Origin of the sequence: Pseudoalteromonas sp. S2755, from assembly GCF_005886535.1 — a bacterium.
Taxonomy (GTDB): Bacteria; Pseudomonadota; Gammaproteobacteria; order Enterobacterales; family Alteromonadaceae; genus Pseudoalteromonas.
Genome location: NZ_PNDS01000049.1, coordinates 1 through 16,797, shown reverse-complemented (window position 1 = coordinate 16,797; position 16,797 = coordinate 1). Strand labels below are relative to the sequence as shown.

10 protein-coding genes are annotated in these 16,797 nt (G+C 41.5%); 7 read left to right on the top strand and 3 right to left on the bottom strand.

Annotated elements, in window-relative coordinates; genetic code table 11:
• Positions 1-152: 152 nt before the first annotated feature.
• The 7 genes from CWC03_RS09820 (at position 153) to CWC03_RS09790 (ending at position 11,855) form a co-directional block, all read left to right on the top strand.
• A complete protein-coding gene (locus CWC03_RS09820) occupies positions 153-3,830 on the top strand; it encodes a PKD domain-containing protein (RefSeq protein WP_138581768.1) in 3,678 nt (1,225 codons plus the stop codon).
• Positions 3,831-3,840: 10 nt separating this feature from the next.
• Positions 3,841-5,787, top strand: coding sequence for a Hint domain-containing protein (locus CWC03_RS09815; protein ID WP_138581767.1), 1,947 nt, complete (start codon positions 3,841-3,843; stop codon positions 5,785-5,787).
• 56 nt (positions 5,788-5,843) lie between these two features.
• Positions 5,844-7,091 carry an internalin gene (locus CWC03_RS09810; protein ID WP_138581766.1) on the top strand — a complete coding sequence of 416 codons (1,248 nt, stop codon included), beginning with the start codon at positions 5,844-5,846 and terminating at the stop codon, positions 7,089-7,091.
• Between the two features lie 11 nt (positions 7,092-7,102).
• Positions 7,103-7,942, top strand: a complete 840-nt coding sequence (locus CWC03_RS09805; protein WP_138581765.1) for a GEVED domain-containing protein — start codon at positions 7,103-7,105, stop codon at positions 7,940-7,942.
• Between the two features lie 11 nt (positions 7,943-7,953).
• A complete protein-coding gene (locus tag CWC03_RS09800) occupies positions 7,954-9,462 on the top strand; it encodes a hypothetical protein (protein WP_138581764.1) in 1,509 nt (502 codons plus the stop codon).
• 122 nt (positions 9,463-9,584) lie between these two features.
• Complete coding sequence (locus tag CWC03_RS09795) at positions 9,585-10,721, top strand: hypothetical protein (protein ID WP_138581763.1); 1,137 nt, start codon at positions 9,585-9,587, stop codon at positions 10,719-10,721.
• A gap of 597 nt (positions 10,722-11,318) precedes the next feature.
• Positions 11,319-11,855, top strand: coding sequence for a YaeQ family protein (locus CWC03_RS09790; protein ID WP_138581762.1), 537 nt, complete (start codon positions 11,319-11,321; stop codon positions 11,853-11,855).
• 56 nt (positions 11,856-11,911) lie between these two features.
• Here CWC03_RS09790 and CWC03_RS09785 read toward each other — a convergent pair whose 3' ends face one another.
• The 3 genes from CWC03_RS09785 to CWC03_RS09775 all read right to left on the bottom strand — a co-directional run bounded on the left by CWC03_RS09785 (position 11,912) and on the right by CWC03_RS09775 (position 16,743).
• A complete protein-coding gene (locus CWC03_RS09785; protein ID WP_138581761.1) occupies positions 11,912-13,201 on the bottom strand; it encodes a hypothetical protein in 1,290 nt (429 codons plus the stop codon).
• A gap of 12 nt (positions 13,202-13,213) precedes the next feature.
• Positions 13,214-13,708, bottom strand: coding sequence for a hypothetical protein (locus tag CWC03_RS09780; protein WP_138581760.1), 495 nt, complete (start codon positions 13,706-13,708; stop codon positions 13,214-13,216).
• A 557-nt stretch (positions 13,709-14,265) separates the two neighbouring features.
• Positions 14,266-16,743 carry a M4 family metallopeptidase gene (locus tag CWC03_RS09775; protein ID WP_138581759.1) on the bottom strand — a complete coding sequence of 826 codons (2,478 nt, stop codon included), beginning with the start codon at positions 16,741-16,743 and terminating at the stop codon, positions 14,266-14,268.
• Positions 16,744-16,797: the final 54 nt, after the last annotated feature.

Here is a 16,797-nt window from a genome sequence, read left to right as displayed (position 1 = left end):
TTATTTATTTATTTGAAATTCTTTATTACCTTAGAGTTTGTGCTCAAAGTAATAGCACTAATAATCAGCCGCACTCATTCGCTCTTTTATCTCATGTATTGAGTAGTTGCGTTTTAGTGGGAAGGAATCTTCAAAATAATTATGGAGTTAACATGCAAGGGTTAAAGTCTCTGTGCGTTTTAGCATCAGCGATAAGTATGTATTGTCACGGCGCTGAACGCGTCTCTTTATTCAATGACACGCAGAAAATTGCGCCAACTTTACAACAAAAACAATCCACATTTGGTGATGATTCTAATCAAAACTATCTACTCACGCTGAAAACATTTGCAGCGCAATACACAGGTCATACGCTTACATTTCATCAAAGCCAAGTAGGTCAAACGAAGCAAAGCCATACCATAACTCAAAAGTACCAGAATATTCCAATCTGGAATCATGACCTTGTTGTGCTGACAGACGAAAATGGCGCTGTTGAGCAAGTTTATGGTGATCTCATTATTAACGTCGCTAAAGATATACCCACGCTCGCTCCTGTTTCTGAAGCACAACTTAGCGCGACTTTAGACTCAGTCATTTCTCAGTTTACCAGTGAACGCCCTAGAATTTTTAAACGTTCATCAGCACAAGAAGTAATTTATATAGATGCTCATGGCAAAGCCCGACACGCTGCCAAGCTTACTTTTTTCACCGATTTTAAGTCTGGTCCTTTTAAGCCACAAAGGATCCTTGCTTTTGTAGATTTAATAACAAACGAGCTTATCAGCCAATCAGATGTATTGCAGCGCGTTGTGTATGAAGGCGGAAGCGGACCATCTGGTAATGACAAGGTTTCACGCCCAGATTATCAACAAGCAGATTACGTTTCCTACCCACCAAAGACCTTTGTTGTCGCCATGGAAACTGATGCTCAGCAAACTAACTGCTTGTTTGATGCAAAAAACGTTGAGACCAGAAACTACAATCACGGTACCGCGCAAGTTAATACGCCTTATAGCTATAACTGCTCAGATTCAACTCGCAATGACTATAAAGAATATCACGGCGCTCGCTCTGCCTTAAATGATGCTCATCATCATGGACAAACAGCAAGCTTGATGTTCGAGGCTTATCTTGGACATAAACCCTACTTTAATAAAAAGATAATTCAAAATGTCCATTACGGTCTAAACATGGATCAGGCATTTTATGAAAACGGCGAGGTCTATTTTGGTGATGGTGACTACCTCTTCTATCCTATGGTTTCCTTGGATGTAGTTGCCCATGAAATCGCTCACGGTTTTACCGAAGAGTATGGCTCAAATACGCCAAAATCAATGCTGACAGGTCAAGCTCGTGCCATCAATGAAGCCTTTTCTGATATGGCGGGTGAAGCAGCTGAATTCTTCTACTCTGGCGCGAATGATTGGAAAAGTAATCACGAAACGTTCCGCCTTGATGATGCACTGCGTTATTTCAAAACTCCTACGCTAGATGGAAATTCGATTGATCATGTTGAGGACTATGACGACTCAGTCACTTCTCACCATGGCGCAGGCGTATTTAACAAAGCTTTTTATTACCTCACGACTGCAGATCTAGACAACGAAACCTCACCGTGGAATACAAAGTACGCCTTTATCTTGTTTGCTAACGCAAATAAAAACTGCTGGACCAGTAATAGTACCTATCTTACCGGTGCTGATTGTGTAATGAGACAAACTCACACGGTAACTGAGCAGCTGACTCAAGATGGCGTTAAGAGGCAAGATGGTAGCAACTGGCAAGTTACTGATTTACAAAACCACGTACGTAAGGCGTTTGCACAAGTTGGTATAGGTTTGAAGGTAGACCGTGGACTCGAGAGTGAACTTGGCTTTGATCGCCAGTTCTTAGCTTTTGACTTTAAGAACTTAACCCGTCGTGACGGCCAGCAAGTTTCGGCTAGTAACAGCGAAGGCTGGCAATGGCAGTGGAATTTTGGTGATGGAAGTGCACAGAGTAGCGCCTTTGAGCCCACACATAACTATACTACTGCGGGCGAATACAATGTTGAACTGACCGCCATCGCCCCCTCTGGTCAATCTGATACTTTTATGCTGCCTATTGAAGTTTTTGACGACTATTGCCCCGCGCAAGGCATCAACCATAGCAAGTACTACTTATCATCAGTTTCGTTGAACAGCTACAAAAACGATTCTACATCAAGCAATTATAGCGACTACTCACATGATGTAGTCGAAGTTAAGGATGGTAAAGCACTCAATGTAACGCTAACCGCAGCCCCCCACCCAGATACTCAAGACAAGACAAAGAACTTTTATGTCTGGTTAGACAAAGATAACGATGGCTTATTCCATAAAACGGAAGAACTCGCACTTTTTGGCAGCAGTAAAACGCAATTGACTGGTGAGATCTCATTGAGTGGTGAGCTAAACCAAAGCTATCGCCTTCGAACTATGGTGTCATTTGGTCTAGTGAAATCAGCGTGTGGCGACATGTCTTGGGGTGAAGTTGAAGACTACACAGTGAAGCTCATTGAAAACACAGACCCCGTTGATTTAAGAGTCAGCGCAAGCCAAGGTGTCAATCAGATTAGCTTTGAAAACAATACTGTTGATGCACGTGTTAAACGTTGGCATTGGAAATTTGGCGATGGCACTACCAGTAGTGAAAAGTCACCTATTCACCAATATGCACAATCTGGCAACTATACGGTCGAGCTAAAAGCATATGACAGATTTAACAAAGTAATTGGAAGCTGGAACAAACAAATTCAGTTTAACACCACTATCACGGCAAGATTCACACCACGGAAATCCGGTAGCACTGTTTATGTAGATACAAATCAGAGTGTTATCCCTAAAGGTAGCACAATACAGTGGCAATTTGGAGATGATGTCACGTCCTCGGTAAGAGACACTCAGCACACCTATCAAGCCGATGGCGAGTACACGATCACACTCACAATTAATCATGCTGATGGCACACAATCTACCTCTGAAACAGTGAAAATTGGCGAGACGAGCTTTACGCCTGATGTGAGCTACACGGTAAGCGAACAAGCAGACGGTACGTTTAAGGTCAGCTTCAGTAATACCACCACAAAACCTGATAACGCTTCAAGATACCCAGATGTAACATTGGAATGGAACTTTGGAGATGGCTCAACACTTACGCAAACTGGTAATTTTGGCCAAGACACCGAACACACCTATCAAGCCGCAGGTAACTTTAGCGCAAGCCTAACTATTAGTTACAACAAACCTATTTGGGATGATTGGGGAAGCCGAGTTACAGGTACCAAAAATATGCTGCTAGAGCTTAAATCAACACAACCTGTTGAATATTGCACGGCTGTAGGTCTGACCGATTATGAACACATCAGTAACGTGACTTTCAATCAAGATGGTCCATTTAGCAATGCACAGCAACCTGGTGTTGTTAACCCTAACAATCCAATCAAGCTCTATACCACACAGAATAATACTTATCGTATTGAGGCAGGTTATGCAGGCAATGAAGCCTTCGCTGAAAACTACCACATCTGGATAGATTTAAACGGCGACGGTCAATTTGGCGATGGCGATTGGAGAAACAACAAATCAGAGTTGCTGGTCATGGACTTTGACCAAACTAACCAAGACTACGGTAAAGGCTATGTTGAGGGTGAATTTAGCATTCCAAGCAATAAGCTTTCACAACCTGTCACAACGACTCGAATGAGAATTTTGCAGTATTACGGATTTAGCAGAGTAAATAGTATCGATCCTTGCTCTGACTATAGCAGTGCCGCGACCTCGGGGAGCGGAGAAATTGAAGACTACCTTGTAGAAATCTATAAGAATTAAGGAAAATAAAATGAAAAAACTAAACAAAAAGGTGCTCATGCCGCTTGCAATCGCGTTAGCAGTCAGCAATGCGGTTGCTGCTAGCAACAGTGTTAATGAACAACCGACTACTACGGCGTCGAAACAGAAGCCTGGTCCTGCTGCAACTCAGGGTATTGCAGTAACTCAACCAGACCAATTCGGGATCCGTAAACTTGATATGTCCAATCCGCAGCACTATCAATTGGCGAAGTCACGCTTAATAAAAGCAAACCGTATTGAGAGCGAGTTCCCACAGCTACACAAAACGCTAGATGTAGCAAAAGGACAGCACTTATCAGCCAAAATGAATATGACCACCTCTGAAGTGCCGCCAGTTAGTGAAACTGAAGTGGATATCATTAAAGAAGCACATTTCTTCTTGGATATGAACTTAGCTATTTCATCTGATACAAACGAACCTTATCTCATTGTACGTGCAAAAAGCTCACGCTTTGGTGGTACAAAAGCGACCTACATCGACTTGTTGTTAGAAGATGCAAATGGTAATCAGCTTGCACCTTTAGGTTCTACATTTAATGTATTAGATGGTAAAGATACACTTGCAACTTCGACTATTTCACTGAAGTCATTGAAAGCAAACTTTCCCAACCTAGATACCATTTACGCAAGTTCATACGTTGAACTAGAGCAAGAAGATGGCACCATCAGTACGACGATGAAGTACACTGAGTACCCATTCTCATGGGAACACTTTGAAGCGCTGTATGGCTCTGCTACACCAGCTGCAAAAGGTGAGGCTTCTGCACTTAACGTAGGGATCAGCTCATCTTTGGATACACGTCCGAAATATAATGCGACTGCGCCAATCGATAAAAACAACGACGCGGTTATTAAAATCTGTTTAAACCGTAGTCACACTGACTGTGATTACGCAGCAGATCAATACCGTGAACCGAATGAAATTACCGATGTAAATATCCCATTCAACGGCGAGTTACGTGTTCCTCACGAGATCACTGAAATCTATCCAACTGTAGGCGATTTGCCAAACGGTATAGATGAACCAACGAATATTTATCTACAGGAAGGTATCTATGGCGGCGCGACAAAGCAAAGTTATAAAGGGCTCGAAAACGCGGTTAAGCAATTTTCCGATTACTTGGAGTTCGAAGTTGATACAGTAAACCAGGAGTCGATTATCCGTTGGAATATTCCGCGTTCTGAGGGCCGTTTTGGTAATGCCAAACTGTTCTCAAACATCGCTGAAGCAAACTGGTATATGACTTTTGCTGTTAAAGGTTATCCGTACTTTAAGAAAGGACGTGGTGGTGCCGTTGCATTCCAAGTTTCACTAACGTCAGAAACATCAACGCGTTTTGGTAATTTCTATAGTGAAGTATTACCTATGATGAAGCTAGGTTACAGCTGTCTAGCTACAGGCACAATGATCACCATGGCCGATGGTAAACAACTTGCCATTGAAGACATTGCGAAAGGCGATTTGGTATTAGGTGCACTTGCTTCGAATACCCAAGTTAAAGAACCAATGCAAGTTATTGATGTGTCGGTTGGGATTGAAGCTATCAAGATGTATCGCGTAAAAGGCGCAGATGGCTCTGATATCTTAACTACGGAGACTCACCCAATTTCGACGTCAAATAAAGGAATTATTTGGGCGAAAGAACTTAAAGTTGGCGACCGTATCTTAACTGAGAATGGATCGGTGTTGGTAACAAGCGTGACTAAAGAGAAGTATCGCGACAAGATTTATAACCTAAAACTTGCTCCAACAGCAGATTCTAAACTAGCTGAGTCACGTAACTTTGCCATGTTTGCCAATGGCATGGCGGTAGGCGATCTGGCTACACAAGATGAGTTCAACTACAAAGATCAGGACGTACGCATGTCAGAAGAAGAGATTCTCCAACGTCTTCCTGAAAAGTGGAAAACAGACTACATCAACAGCCTGAACTAATCGCTGCATCTGGCCTCTCCTATTGAGGGGCCATACTTCTCAGTAAGGAATTCAACATGAAATTTATACATTCTCCATTGGCACGTGCCATGGGGCTAGTGGGACTTTTTGCCTGCAGTTTTTCAGCTACTGCTGATCAAATTGCTAATCCAGAGTTCACTACCCAAGCAAATAACTCTGATTTAGACTCAGTGACACTCGGTACTGCTTATCATAGCGAAAAAGAAGGTTTTTATGCACTGCAAAGTGTGCTTGGCCGAGTTGACGAAACCTATGGCAATACCGAAATGGATTTTGTAGTCGGTGTAGATATGAGCTATAGCCAACTATCTAGCATGCTAGATGGTAACTTAGGCGCTGCACTTGACGTTCCAGTCATAAAAGTTGGCGTTGGCGCAAGCTATGCAAAACAAAACGCCGCAGATAACTACACCGGCACTTACACCCTATTTCTCTCCTTAAAACCGAAAAAACGGCTGTTAGTTGCGGATCCTCAGACAGGATTTAAACCAACACAAGCAGCGCTTGATTTGGTCAACGCTAACCCTGGAGATAAATTCAATAATATTGGTAATGAGTTTGTATCAGCGATTGAGTATGGATCTCAAGTTATGATCAATCTCAAGTTCCAATATAAAAATGACGAAGACAAAGTCAAATGGGGTGGTCAGCTTGGTGTTGACTGGGCGGGTAAAGTCAGTGTCAGTGGTAAGTTGCAAAAAGTAGACGAAGATGTGAAGCGTAACATCAAAATTACCGTTTCTGCGCTACAACTTGGTGGTGATCCAACTGAACTACTGAAGGTGATCCCTAATCAGCTCGTCAACTGTACAATGGAAAACCCAACACCATGCTTTGATGTATTTAAAAACAGTATCGATTACATCAAAACTAACTACGTCACTCAGTTTGATACCTTAGATAAATACAACGTTGGTCGAGTTTTAACACAAAGTTATACCGACTCAGGACCAAGCCTATCTCCCTTGGTACCTGATGATGTCTATCCTGCCAAAAGCATCTTGACTAAATTGGCTTTGAAAAACATGAGTGATGATTGGGTACAGGCAATTCTCGACAATCGTCGTGCCGATAACCTACTTAATTACTACGCCAGTGAGCTCAATAACTCACATCGAACTGCATTAGAGACCATTCGCGATAATGCACTCTTTAACTCATTTATTCTGGCAGACGCCGTTGATTATTGTAAGCGTAATCCAATTGGTAATTACTGTCGCGATAGAGAGCTACAGACTCGTGGCCGCGTTCATCAGTATGACCGTAAATGGCTAGAATTATAAGGAATAAGACTATGTTAAAAGTCATGCTAACCAGCACATTAATTGCCTCATTCGCTGCCACAATAGCACCATCAGCGCAGGCAAATACGACTTTATTTGAATCTCGAGATGTACTTACGCCACAGCAAGCGTTAGGACGCTTTCAATGGTTGGAAAAGTGCTACCCAGGGTTATTGGTTGAAGTCTCTGATAATATCTTTGATCCCACAACTCCCATTCCAAATGATGAGAAAATAGCAAATCTTAAAAAAGTAATGCTATACAAAAATAGCACCCTCAGGACTGATGCAAAATATCTTACCTTTGGAGACGAAGACAATGCGAATCCAAAGAACTGGTTTGCGGGTAAATCACCAACGACTTCGTGTTTGCAGATCCCATCAGATTATCGCATAAGCGCGGTGATGGTTACTCCTGCAATGCCGAACTACTGCACCACTAAGTCTCGTGAACGTGACTATGAGTTTATCCAATCAGTCAAATTTTCTAATCTTGAAAATACCAGTAGCAACACCTTTTACAGCAACTATGTTGGCGATACTGCGAAAATATATGCCGATAGAAGCTACCAGTTAACGTTAACCCCTGGATTTAGTAGTGCAGAAACATACCCGGAAACTTGGCATGTGTTTATTGACTGGAACCAAGATGGTGATTTTAACGATACAAAAGAAACCTTATTCGCAGGTGTTTCAGAACAAGCCGTTCAGGTAGAAATTACACCGCCAACGGGCGCTAAAAAGGGCATGACGAAAATGCGCGTTACCATGGATTACCTCGGTGGCAGCAATGACGCATGTAAAGAAGTAGACTCCGGAGAGGTAGAAGATTACCTCCTTTACGTGAAGTAATAGGTGGCAACATGAACTTATACAAACAGACTATCGCGGCACTTATTGCCGGCACTACACCTTTCGTATTCGCAGATTCCAATTTTGTCAACGAAGCGGAATTAATGCAAAAAGCACAAAATGTGAATACCTTTCAAAGCGAAATCCCCGGATTGATGAACGATCACATTGTACTAGGTACGGCTTATAACAGCGACCAAAAACGCTTTTTGAATGTTCAAACTGTCGCAGGGGAAACAGTTGAGACTCTCGGTAATACCCGAGTGCAATTTGAACTAGTAAACAATGGCAGCTATGACGAAGTACTCCGTCAGCTCAACGGTAATGTGGATGTTGATGTTGGTTTTCCAGTCATTCGTGTCAAAGCTGGCGGTCACTTAGCCAAAGAAATGTCCTCGACTGAGTTTTCTAATACTTATACTTTCCAAGCATCGTTAACACCGAAGAAGCGTGTACTTATGCCAGCGGATGCCAACATTGGTTACACCTTGACCCCGTCAGGTAATACGCTAGCGAATGAGTACCAAAGTAAACTAATGAGCATGGCAGGTGATGGTTTTATCAGTGAGATTGAATACGGTGCACAGCTACTCATTAACATGAAAATTGAATACTTAAGTGAGCAGCACAAAAGTGAAATTGGCGGTTATTTAGGGGTAAGTTACGGTGCTGGTAATATTGGTATTAGCGTCGATGGTAAACTTAATTATATCGACGAGGACCTAAAGAAAAGTGTGCGCATTACCGTCAGAGCCTTACAAAAAGGCGGTGATCCTAAACAGCTTCTCAGCATAATCCCTAACAATATTATCACTTGTTCTCTCGATAACTACGAGCCTTGCTTCACTTTATTTGAGCAAGCGGTGAACTATGCGAAGAACGATTTTGGTAATCAGTTTAATGCGTTATCTGATTACAACGTGGTGCGTTACAAGGCTACGCCTTACGAGATCAGCTCACAAGATGTACGTCGTTTAGATTCAGGTAATAAAGATATTCGCTTTGAAACCACTTACCGTACTTTATGGCTTGAAGATCAATTCAAAAAGTCGGTTAATCATGAACACCGTGCGCGTGGTGTACTTGCGCAATACGCTAGTTGGATGACGGATGTACAACGTCAAAAAGCAGAAGGCGTACAAGAAGCCGCTTACAACAATGCATGGATTTATGAGCAATATGCTCGAGTTTGTCGCGATAATCCTTATGGTACAGCTTGTACAGATGCGTGGAACGATTACCTAAATACCTGTAGTGGTAGTGGCGTCGGCTGCATACAAAACTACACGCTTGCCGATCTGAATATACCAGCTGATAACATGACGCAATACTTCAAATGTGAAAATGCCCGAGAAGCTACAGCAAACTTTGGGGTTGAAGAAAATCATGTATCACTTGGGTTTAGACAGTTGGGCTGGGCGCCTTCCTTTGTTGATGCAAATGACCCTGCTGCGGGCGTGATGGTTTGGCTACCATGTAAATCAGCCCTACCAACCTATGGAACCGCTTTTGAAAATTAGTGTGTCGTAAAAACGCTAAGACTCAATTAGTTCAATTGAGGCGTGGCAAGTAATAAACATTCGAACATTGAATTATTACTTCTTCGCCTCTCCCACAGTAAACCATCTACAGGAATTTATGTATGCACTTAAGAACCATATTAATAGTGCTCTGTGGCCTGTTAAGCTTTTATGTAAATGCACATACCTATTACTCTTTAAATACTGAGCATGAAAAACTCGGACAGGGATTTGAACAGGAATTAGGCATACCGCTTGAATCGTGCCTCGATGGTCAGTGGCAATTTCAGGGTGGTAGCATGGGCGACTTGGCTTATCGTGGCGATTTTGACTCCGACACCATGATCAATACCATTACAGGTAGTGTAAAGGCTGGTATCAACTTAGTTATTTTTGGTGGCTCAGCCAAGTTTTCCATGCGCAGGAAAGTAACCAAAAATAGAAATTCAGCTGCCTCAGCGGTCGAGTTAACCTATGAAAAAGGAAGTTATAACTTTGAAAATCGAACCACCAAACCCGCTTTTGTCGAGCTACTCAGTACAGATCCAACGCAGGTAAGAAACCGCTGTGGTGATAGCTTTATTCACAACATCAAACTTGGTTCTCGTATCTATGTTACCGCAAAGCTCCATTTTAAAGATCGCACAAAATACGAATGGTTTCAGACCAAAATCAAAGTGAAATTTCTATTTTTCAGTAAAACTTTTACTAAAACCAAAGTATTTCAAGAGGCAACCAAAGATGCCGTCTATACGATTCAGGTGAATACTGATGGAGGTATGACGCCTGAACTCGCTAGACTCAGTAAAAATGGCACCATGCACTGCAAAACAGATAACCTAACTCCCTGTATTACATATGCCGACAATCTATTTAGCTACTTACTAGACGGTGGTGATTATGTCGACGACCTCAAAGACGAACATTTAAACGTTTTAAAGTACGAAGTCGAAAGCTATGAAGACTCTGGCCACTATGACCTCGCCTATGCTGGTCACACCGCACTATCTAACCGCTATATTGCACTGTCCGCCAGACTCAGAAGTTATCAAGATTTAGTGTATGACGAAATAGAAAGGTTGAGTGCATTTAAAGCGGTGTCTGAAGACCCGCTCGAAACCGAACAGCTTACAGCTCGTATTTCCGCCCGTAATACGCAGCGTATCGGACTCGAGCAAGCTGGCGAATATTGTGCGACACTGCCCGGCACTACCCTTTGTGAAAATCGCATAGAATCCGCAATCGCAAACGTTGATTAGGCGGCCGACATCAGGGAGGAGAGCTCGCTAGAGCACGCCCTTAACCCGCTGTCCTTACTTCTCTATTTTCCAACCAAAGAGGCTATGTAGCCTCGCTTCTTTTATTCGTTATCAATGAATTATAACGGCTCAAGCAAAATATCATGCTTCCTTTTAATCTATTGATTTTCTTGTTTTTAAAATCCACACCCAAAACACATAGCTATACCATTGCTAGAAACCATGTTTAACTATTGAAAACTTGCCTCTAAATACAATACAATACAATTCTCAGCCAACTGACTATTCAGCAAGACAAGATATCAAGTTGATCAAAAGTGTTATATACAAAGGAATCGTAACCTCAATACTTGCATTGACTCTAGTCGCATGTGGCGGTGGAAGTGGAAGCGACAGCAATGACACTGAAACTAACAAACTAAAAGAGTCTTTGCCCAATATTTGGATATCTCAAATAGCTGCAATTAGCTGCTAGCGCGCTAAGCAATTCAAATAAACACAGCCTCTTTATGAGGCTGTGTTTCATCTCCACAATAACATTCTGCAAATTTTTATCTCAATCCGCTATACTAGCGCAAAAATTTTTTAAGCAAATTTATGGCGCTCAAATCTACCATTATTAAAGCCCAACTATCACTCAGTGATATGGACAGACATGTTTACCAAGACTTTAATTTAACGCTGGCCCAGCACCCTTCTGAAAATGAACAACGATTAATGATCCGTTTACTTGCCTATGCACTAAATGCATGTGAGGGACTGGAGTTTACCAAAGGCTTATGCGCTGACGATGAACCTGAACTATGGGTTAAGAATTACAGCGAAGAGATTGAGCTTTGGATTGAACTAGGACTGCCTGATGAAAAACGCCTTAAAAAAGCGTGCAATAAATCAAAGCAAGTGATCCTTTACACCTATGGTGAAAATAATCAAGCGATTTGGTGGCAAAAACATCAGCCTAAATTATACGACTTTAAAAATCTGAGTATTTTCAGCTTGGATTATAGTGCGACTCAGGCTTTAGCCCAATTAGCAGAGCGTAGTATCAAGCTCACTATTACCATTCAAGATGGCGAAGTATGGGTAAGTTCTGATAGCGCTAATATTGAAATCAAACCACAACAGTTAATGTGATTTGTGATTACGTAGTAAGTGTTGTAGCCAACCAAAGGTGGCTACAACATGTTTACCTACAACCGCGATGCGGCATCGTTAAGTAAGTCAGTATAGGCAGAATTTTCACCTATCCGTTTGGCTTCTGCTCGCAAGTCACTACTAATTCTTGCTCGGGTAAATTCATCGGTTAATAATTCATTTAGCTGATACGGTGAACGACTTATCAAAATCGCTTGCTCAAGTGGACTTTTGGCTGCGTTAATCTGTTGTGTATATATGCTTTCACTAGAGCGTTGAGCCGATGCACTCAATTTTGCCATTGCAATTGACAGATCTGAATACAGCTTTACGGCATCGTAATCAAATTCAGTACTGTCGATGTCCATCACAGGAAGATCTCGTGCTAAAAATGCATTCACCGTTTGTTTAAATTCATGCGGTGCCTCATTCATAAACTCATCTATTCTAATAATATTAAAGAGATCTTGCCTTAGCGACTCTCGCTCCACCGTTTGTGAAGGCTCATTATTAAGAGTTTGAATATATTGTGGCAGAAATTCAGTCCTTGATTGAGGGTTAGCTAGTGCTAGGCGATTATAAATTCCAGCTTTTGTTGCTCTGATAACATCATTTGAGACGTTATTAGATTTATTTTCTGATATCACAAACTGGTCATCTATCAGTAGTTTGGCTTTCTCAAAAGGAAGGTGACCAACAACAGCCTCAAGAATTGAGAAGCCCAATGCAGGATCTTCCACATTGGCTAACTGACCACTCATTACATCGAGTAATTGCTGTTTTACTTCTGATAAATGCAGAGCAGAAACTTTCGCCTCTTCTCCATTAACCAGTAAGATAGTCTCAAGTACATTAAGTAAGCCAAGTTTTGCCCGATCTGATGCACTTTCGAATAGCGAAATTAACTCATTGGACAGCTCGATAGGAGCCAACGTACTCATATACTCAAGCACATACAACCCTTGCTCTGATTCTACGCCTAACTGCTGTGTCATATTCCACAATATACTTATTTTATCTTTTCTTGATATATTTGGATCTTTTAATAGCTCTATTAGCTCAGCTTCAAAATCAAGCATGGCTTTTGTACCAAAACTATTCTTTAATGTTAAAGTAAGTGTATCTGCTAACTCTAACATTTTATTATCTTTTTCACCTGTTAATTTAATGTCCATATCATAAAAGTCGGGAAGTGTTGCCACAAGCTCGGACTGACTAATAAAAGGAACGGTTTCATTATTTTCTGCAGCTTTTTTCACTTCCTTTTCTGCTGTGGATACAAAATAAATGACAACCAAAAAAACAGCTAATAAAGATAATGCTACATATTTTGCAATTAGTTTCATATCCACCTCAAATTACCTAGTGCTTGGGAAGCTATTATAAAGGTTTCTCGGAGTGAAAACGGTAACTAAATTTTCGCCAGTAACCTTTTTGTATGAGTAGTTCACAAAGGTATCACAACGGAACTTTGCCTTCACTTTAACTAAACTACCATTTTTATATACCCACTTACCTTCTGTATATTGCGCGGTGATTGTATATTCTGGATCAAAGCTACGCTGTGCCCATCCAGCTTCAACTATCTCTCCATGCCTATTACCGCGACCGTACTTCGCGCCCCAATATGAGGAAGCACCTTTAAAGCTACTCAGCGTATTTTTGTGAATGACAGTGTTATCATTCAATACTTCAAGTACCTTTGAGCCGTCCCAGATCCCAACGTGACCAGCCCAACCAAGTCCTGAAATTGATAGATCTCGCGCAACAACATCACCTACACTCGTTGGATTGCCAGCAAAAGCGGTTGTACTTATTGCAGATAGTAATGCACTAACAAGTAAAACTCTCATAAAATTTCCTTTTAATTAAAAAACCCACAAAATAATAACATTAAAAACAGCAAATTCAACCAAATCTAAAAAATATAAAAAATCAAAAAAAACCACACAACAATCTACAAATAGCAAAAGTGAAAACATCACAATAATGAATATAAAAATCAATAAACTACAAATTAAATTATTTAACAAACCTAAAAAATGTTAAATATTGGAAATCTGCACCCACAATATAAATTTAAATAAAAATACTCAACATAGCTTCTTTCACCTGAGCTTGGTTAAAAGCTTTGGGACTGTTTATTCTGTGTGGTTGGACGGAATAACAACAGCTGAAGAGCAAGTTGTTATTCCGAATTCAAGTTGTTTAGCTCCTTATAACAGCCAATTTTAGTGCTCAATACGTTGAATTGCCTTCCCATAGCCAGCTATTGCCGTGTAAATCCACCTTGCTAGCCTTAGTAAGAGCAGAAAGCGGTGTTCCCCCTAAAACTCATTGGTGAGACAAGGGGGTGATGAGATCAACATAGGACAAAAGGAGCTAGCTCACCGCTTATCTACGCCTCTGGTTAGTCGCACTTTTGAAGTTTTTTCCATACCGCCCATTGGGAGGAATACTGAGTTGGATTCTGGTTACGTGTCCACCACTTCGCTTCGAATAAAAAGCCTTCATAGTTTACTCTCTCACCTTTATGGTACACATTGGAAGCTTTCCAAGGCTCAGCTTTACAGTTTGGCTTAGGCTCTTTTACAGGATCTACAACTACAATACGCCTTGAAATATACTTTGACTTTGCTCCTCTATCGTCAGTCGCAACAGCACTAATTATGTAGCTTCCAGTTAAGTTAGGAACATAATTAAACGCGTATGGCGCACTATGGAGTTCGGTTAATAGCGTATCGTTCACTTTTACGGTGATTGACTCGATCTTACTATCTCTATCAGTGGCAGATAATTGTATGTCGATTGCCTTTCCAATCTCTATAACATACCCATCTGTAGGTTTGATAAAATCAAGCGTGGGTGGCTGATTTTCATTAACACTTCCATCATCAGATGTGCCACCACAGGCGACTCCTTTTTTCCAAACACCCCAAGTGCCCGACTTTAAAGGATTTTGAGAACGGTTCCACCACCGAGCAGTATATTCGAAGCCCGCCAGTGCAACTTTATCACCTTTAACGTAAACGCTATTTTCTTGCCAAGCAGGTGTTGTGCAATCGTCAGGGTTGACGACGCTGAATTGGCGAAGTTCAGTTTTAGCTGTCGCGCCCTCATTATCAGTCACTTGTGCTGAGAAAGTATATTTACCTGCTTGTTCTGCATTCCAAGTCAATTGCCATGGTGCTTGAGTCACACTACCAACAATTTGATCATTGACCTCAAAAGTAACTCGAGTAACCTCACCAAAATCGTCTTGTGCATTTGCACTTAATACAACTTCACTGCCAATTACATGCTGACTCTGATCAGCTGGTGCGCTGAGCTGAATGGTCGGTGTTTTGTTATTTAAACACGTGTAAACACCAACTTGTGAAAATGCTTCACCAATTGCCGCCGTGTCATACCCCAACGACCTAGCCGCTTTGGTTACACCACAGCCAAGTGCATCAAAGTCATCGTTGTAAACCCAGTAAAATCGGTTGGCTTCTACCATCACAGCAAAGGCTTTACGCACATTCCAACCAGGGCTATTAGATAGTAGATAAAACGCACGGTTAAACACGCCTGAGCTATAGTGGACATCTAATCCTAATGTATATTGATCAGCATGATCAATTGAGCGACCATCTTTACTTGGTTTATCAAAATACCTCAATGCACCATGATGACGTTTAAGAATATCTTTACCTAGCTGCCAGTCAACGATGCATGACCCATCAGAGTTCTGATTTAAATAACACTCCAATGCTTCGCCCGCCATATCAGAAAATGATTCATTGACGCCACCTGAATGACCTTGGTACACCAATTTTGATGTGTTCCAAGTAAAGCCATGTGCTACCTCATGCGCAGTCACATTCGTCGATACTAGTGGATGCACCACGCTGTTTCCATCCCCAAACGTGACTTCTCTGCCATTCCAAGAAGCATTGGCGTAGTTATCGCCATAATGGATTCGCATTACCAGCTTATGAGGAAGAATCTGGTTTATGCCGTACCAATTTTCGAACATTTCTTGGGTCATCCGCCCTAAATAAAGCGCGTCATTAAGCGGGGCATAAGCACCATTAATATATTTGTGGTTATTCTCACCACAGGAAAATTCGTATGCAGAAGTATTGGTTTTTCCATGCTCCATATCTATTACTTTGATCTGCTCATCTTCCATTCGACATTGACCATTTCCAAGTGAAGTCACCTTTATTGCGGGTCGGTCAATGCCATACTCTACTCGACCAATTTTTTCGTTACCCCCAGGGCCCGTCATCAGAGTAGTGCTGTGATTAATGGTGTCGTGTTGTGATAATACCTCTCCTGTGTGAGCATTTATTATATATTCGGGGCGCGTACTACCATCTAGGTCTTCAAATAATAATGTAATTAAATAAGCCAGTTTAGCACCACTTGCATGTGGGTAAACGATCAGTTCAACGCTTTGCTCTCTCGCTTCTACACTTTGCTTAGCGTGCGATTTTGCAATATCCAATGCTGCAGCTTCACTGAGCGAAGGGCTTAGCTCCGTTAATGTTAGATCAGTAACTACTCGGCCAGAAATGTCGATTATCTTGTGCGTGGGTTGCAGCCAACCGAAGGTGGTTTGATTGATATCATGGTGGGTGATTATTTCGCCGCCATAAACTCGTAGGCCTTGATAATATTGGCTACGACGCAAATGTTTACCTGACGCAAGTGCACTATGTGTTTTAAATGATATTCCAGTATCTGTCTGTGTCGTTCTGAATAAGTTATTGTTGTCATTAAGTTGTTTAATCAATGCCGCTGAGAGCGCTTCATTGTTATTTAAAGAAACACTTTGCTGGGCGAATGTGCAGGTACTGATACTTGCTATCATTGCGAGGGTAATTGGGGTTAGTTTTTTCATTTACAGCTTACTTCTTACTTATTTCTGGGTATCATACCAATTGAATTAATTCTC

Bases quoted from the DNA above. Each gene is read 5' to 3' on its own strand.
- CWC03_RS09815 (WP_138581767.1), top strand. From the start codon at position 3,841: ATGAAAAAACTAAACAAAAAGGTGCTCATGCCGCTTGCAATCGCGTTA.
- CWC03_RS09790 (WP_138581762.1), top strand. From the start codon at position 11,319: ATGGCGCTCAAATCTACCATTATTAAAGCCCAACTATCACTCAGTGAT.
- CWC03_RS09810 (WP_138581766.1), top strand. From the start codon at position 5,844: ATGAAATTTATACATTCTCCATTGGCACGTGCCATGGGGCTAGTGGGA.
- CWC03_RS09820 (WP_138581768.1), top strand. From the start codon at position 153: ATGCAAGGGTTAAAGTCTCTGTGCGTTTTAGCATCAGCGATAAGTATG.
- CWC03_RS09780 (WP_138581760.1), bottom strand. From the start codon at position 13,708: ATGAGAGTTTTACTTGTTAGTGCATTACTATCTGCAATAAGTACAACC.
- CWC03_RS09785 (WP_138581761.1), bottom strand. From the start codon at position 13,201: ATGAAACTAATTGCAAAATATGTAGCATTATCTTTATTAGCTGTTTTT.
- CWC03_RS09795 (WP_138581763.1), top strand. From the start codon at position 9,585: ATGCACTTAAGAACCATATTAATAGTGCTCTGTGGCCTGTTAAGCTTT.
- CWC03_RS09775 (WP_138581759.1), bottom strand. From the start codon at position 16,743: ATGAAAAAACTAACCCCAATTACCCTCGCAATGATAGCAAGTATCAGT.
- CWC03_RS09805 (WP_138581765.1), top strand. From the start codon at position 7,103: ATGTTAAAAGTCATGCTAACCAGCACATTAATTGCCTCATTCGCTGCC.
- CWC03_RS09800 (WP_138581764.1), top strand. From the start codon at position 7,954: ATGAACTTATACAAACAGACTATCGCGGCACTTATTGCCGGCACTACA.